Here is a 3,474-nt window from a genome sequence, read left to right as displayed (position 1 = left end):
CCATACATTATCATCTTCTACATAGATGGCAGCGGGATTATCAGTGAGGGTTTTCCTAACAAATGAGGAAAAATCCTGCTCTGAAAGGTCTGTACATCCTACCAGCTCATTCAGTGTCTTCCAGTAGTAAGTTCCTGTTTTAGCCTCAACCCTATGCCATTTCCTGATTTGAGTTCCCTTTCGTACCTTGTTGCTTGAACTGTTCTCAGAATTGCTGCGATTTTTAACTTGTAACAGCTCTCCGTTTTGGGTACAGAAATCAACGCTTTTTATTGTATCGCCCCAACAGCAATACCACCCATAAGTCAATAATTTTTCGGCAAGATATTCTTCTAGCAATAGCCCTAAAATATTCTCGGCTGACATTGAAAGGCGATGAGCCGACTTTATTGCAGTAATTTTCTGCTCGCCTAAGAACGGAAGGCGAACTGAGATAATCGTGTCAATAATTTCATCAGAAACAGTACCAATCTTTTTGCTGATTCGCTTGGAGGCACGGTTATTGTATCCGTTGAAGTACTTTTTTAACCACTTGCTGATGTACTCCTGTGAAAACAATTTATCTTGTCTGAAGGTCGGACACAACTCAGGAAATCTACAACAAACAGATAATACTGTTTGCACAGCAGTATCCCATTGCATGGTGGAATTAGCTCTCACTATTGTTTCCGCCTGAGATAGTACCAGGGATGAATCGATCTTAGGTATATTTTGGCTCATGAGTAACGGTCACTGTTGAGTAACCTCTCTTCCTTCAGTTGGTTGTTTTATCTTTCGCATACCGTCAGGATTATCACCTCCCCCTATTACTCACCCCTCCGCCTCAACTGATCGCTTCTGTGGTCCAAACTCGTCAGGCAACTCCTCAATACTTTTGCCAAAGACCCTACACAGCGCCTTCATTTGAGGCACAGTTAACATAGCTGGAGCGCCTCTCTCCCAACGACTGATTGTCGCGCTTGCTACACCAATAATTCTGGCTAGTCCCTCTTGAGACAACCCAGCCTCTTCTCGAAGCTTCTTCAACGGAGATTCACTCTCCTGTGAGCCAGATGTGTTTTTTTTTGCCATACATTGTCTAAATAAATGCTCTAGACAATCTGTCTAATTTGTGGAATGATAAAGATGGACACAAAAACAGACAGGAAATCCGGAACGCTACCTCAAGGCTAGTTAGGTGCTTCCTTGGATATCCTTTTGGATGCCTGCTGCTATCCCAGTGTCTTACAAAAACTGTCATCTCACCACAACCTTGTAGGCGATTTCGATTGGAGCGCTCATTGCGATCGCCTGTGAGGTTGCCATATCTGCCTATTGCGGAACCTGCATACATTGCCAGAGTTCTCACCAATTCCCTGTGCCCATAGCGCAGTGGGATGGAATACAAATCGCAGACCTAACCCCCCATTTCCCCACTAAAGTTCCAGCTTCCTTACCAGGGAAAGCAGAGAACAGTTCCCCTCTCCTCGCAGGAGAGGGGTTAGGGGAGAGGTCAATCCGCAAAGTATCAACTATTACCAGGAGTGCCTCATGACCTACCAAACTCAACTATTTCCTTGGTGCATCATTCGCCCCCTTCCCAACATGCGACAGACTATCGTTGCCCGTTTCCGCCGTCGCTGCGATGCAGAAGCTCATTTAAGAATTCTCCGGCAGCTACTCCCCACCGCCCCTCACACCATCATCTTCGACCTCACGCCCGAAACTCCAGACAAAGATAGCGAGGGGACAAAATGATAATCACCTTATTTCGCCAGATTCAGCCCGCTCAACGATTTCGCCTCAGTCCCCGCTATATCGCCTGTTTGCTAAAAATTCCCGCCTCTGCAATTGTTCGGATTGAACGTTGGGCGTATGTTCTATTTGTCCATCGCCGCGACAAAGGCGGTCAATTCGTGAGTTACCGTCAACTGAATCGATGGATAAGAACCATTACCCACATGATTCAAACCAGTCCCACCCTAGAGGACTTAAAAGAATTAGGACAGTGGATTCAACAGGAATCCGTAAAGTTTGAAGACAGATATTCTCCCAAGGAACTGGATTACCTACGACGACTCTGGGCACAACGCCGATCGCAACTCACATCCTTTTAGCAGAAGTCAATCACTAATGACGAACTAATTAGAAGACCACGGATCGCTGAATGCCGACAACTCTGAAACTCGCCGCTTTTCTTGCTGTTGCTGAATCCGTTCAAGGGTACCCGTAGGAATCGAAGCAATCAACTGGCGAGTGTAATCCTTGCTCGGTTCGCGGTAAATCGTCTCCGCAGGGCCAATCTCTTCGATTTTGCCTTTATTCATCACCATGATGCGATCGCTCATGAATTTCACCACGCTCAAGTCATGGGAAATAAAGATGTAGGTTAAACCAAATTCTCCCTGCAACTCTTTGAGTAGGTTGAGTACCTGCGCCTGCACCGAAACATCCAGAGCAGAAACCGATTCATCGCAGATAATAAACTTAGGATTAAGTGCCAGTGCCCTGGCAATACACACCCGTTGCCGTTGACCTCCAGAAAACTCGTGAGGATAGCGATTCATCAAGTCGGGATTTAAACCCACATGCTGCAACAGATAAGCCGCGCGATCTCGCCGTGTTTTTTTGTTGCCTCCCGCCTCATGAATCACCAATGGCTCCATCACCGTCGCCCCAATCTTCATCCGGGGGTCAAGGGAGCTAAAGGGATTTTGGAACACTATTTGCAACTCTCGCCGCAATTGGCGTAAGCGGTTGCCTTTGAGAGCGATGATATCTCGACCTTCAAACTCCATCTCACCACTTATCGGCTCAATTAAACGTAGTAACGTCCGTGCCAGAGTCGATTTGCCGCAACCGGATTCTCCGACTAACCCTAACGTTTCCCCTGGATAAACCTCAAACGAGATACCATTCACCGCCATAAGGTAGCGTTTAGCTCTGCCAAACACTCCCCGCTCTGGAAAGCCCACTTGAAGGTTGCGAACAGCAACCAGCGTAACTTGGGAAGGAGATGAAGCAGAGACAGAGTGATGCGGCGACGTGGAGAGGTTGCTCGCAGAATCCCCCGTGTCCTCTTCCCCAGCGATGAGCTTGGCATCAACGGGTTTCTCCCGAATCTCCAGTTCCCCACTCGGCGTCGTTGCAACCTCCATGAAATCAGAAACGGTAGGTAAGTATCGCATACGCCGCTCCAAGCGAGGGCGACAAGCTAACAGACCTTTGGTATAAGGGTGCTGTGGGTTTGAGAAAATCTCCCAGACATCCCCCCTATCCACAATTTTTCCCTGATACATCACCGCCACAGAGTCAGCAATTTCGGCAATCACCCCCAAGTCATGAGTGATAAAAAGTATCGACATGCCCCGATTGTCCCGCAACTCCCTGAGCAAATCGAGAATTGCCGCCTGCACGGTAACATCCAGCGCTGTTGTCGGCTCGTCAGCAATTAACACGTCCGGGTTACAGGAGATGGCCATCGCAATCATCACC

The 3,474-nt window shown here is 47.8% G+C and carries 5 protein-coding genes; 2 read left to right on the top strand and 3 right to left on the bottom strand.

Features of this window, described 5'->3' with window-relative positions:
• Positions 1–720, bottom strand: a 720-nt coding sequence (locus tag V6C93_RS28535) for a SinI family restriction endonuclease (protein WP_333480057.1), incomplete at its 3' end; no start/stop codon positions are given.
• Positions 721–810: 90 nt separating this feature from the next.
• On the bottom strand, positions 811–1,071 hold the full coding sequence (locus V6C93_RS28530) for a helix-turn-helix transcriptional regulator (RefSeq protein WP_333480056.1): 261 nt from the start codon (positions 1,069–1,071) through the stop codon (positions 811–813).
• 459 nt (positions 1,072–1,530) lie between these two features.
• On the opposite strand from V6C93_RS28530, the gene V6C93_RS28525 reads away from it, so the two are divergent.
• Together V6C93_RS28525 and V6C93_RS28520 are read left to right on the top strand one after the other, a co-directional pair.
• Positions 1,531–1,737 (top strand): hypothetical protein, encoded by a 207-nt coding sequence (locus V6C93_RS28525; protein WP_190501009.1) that lies wholly within the window; start codon positions 1,531–1,533, stop codon positions 1,735–1,737.
• Positions 1,734–2,096, top strand: a complete 363-nt coding sequence (locus V6C93_RS28520; protein WP_333480055.1) for a hypothetical protein — start codon at positions 1,734–1,736, stop codon at positions 2,094–2,096. Before V6C93_RS28525 ends, V6C93_RS28520 begins: the two co-directional genes overlap by 4 nt.
• 24 nt (positions 2,097–2,120) lie before the next feature.
• On the opposite strand, the gene V6C93_RS28515 is transcribed toward V6C93_RS28520, so the two are convergent.
• The coding region (locus V6C93_RS28515; protein WP_333480054.1) for an ABC transporter ATP-binding protein at positions 2,121–3,474 on the bottom strand (1,354 nt) is incomplete at its 5' end.

This window comes from Allocoleopsis sp., assembly GCF_036703385.1.
In the GTDB taxonomy this organism is placed as follows: Bacteria; Cyanobacteriota; Cyanobacteriia; order Cyanobacteriales; family Coleofasciculaceae; genus Allocoleopsis.
Note: the sequence above shows the minus strand (reverse complement) of the source record. Positions and strands in the feature narration are given on the sequence as shown.

Bases quoted from the DNA above. Each gene is read 5' to 3' on its own strand.
- V6C93_RS28520 (WP_333480055.1), top strand. From the start codon at position 1,734: ATGATAATCACCTTATTTCGCCAGATTCAGCCCGCTCAACGATTTCGC.
- V6C93_RS28525 (WP_190501009.1), top strand. From the start codon at position 1,531: ATGACCTACCAAACTCAACTATTTCCTTGGTGCATCATTCGCCCCCTT.
- V6C93_RS28530 (WP_333480056.1), bottom strand. From the start codon at position 1,071: ATGGCAAAAAAAAACACATCTGGCTCACAGGAGAGTGAATCTCCGTTG.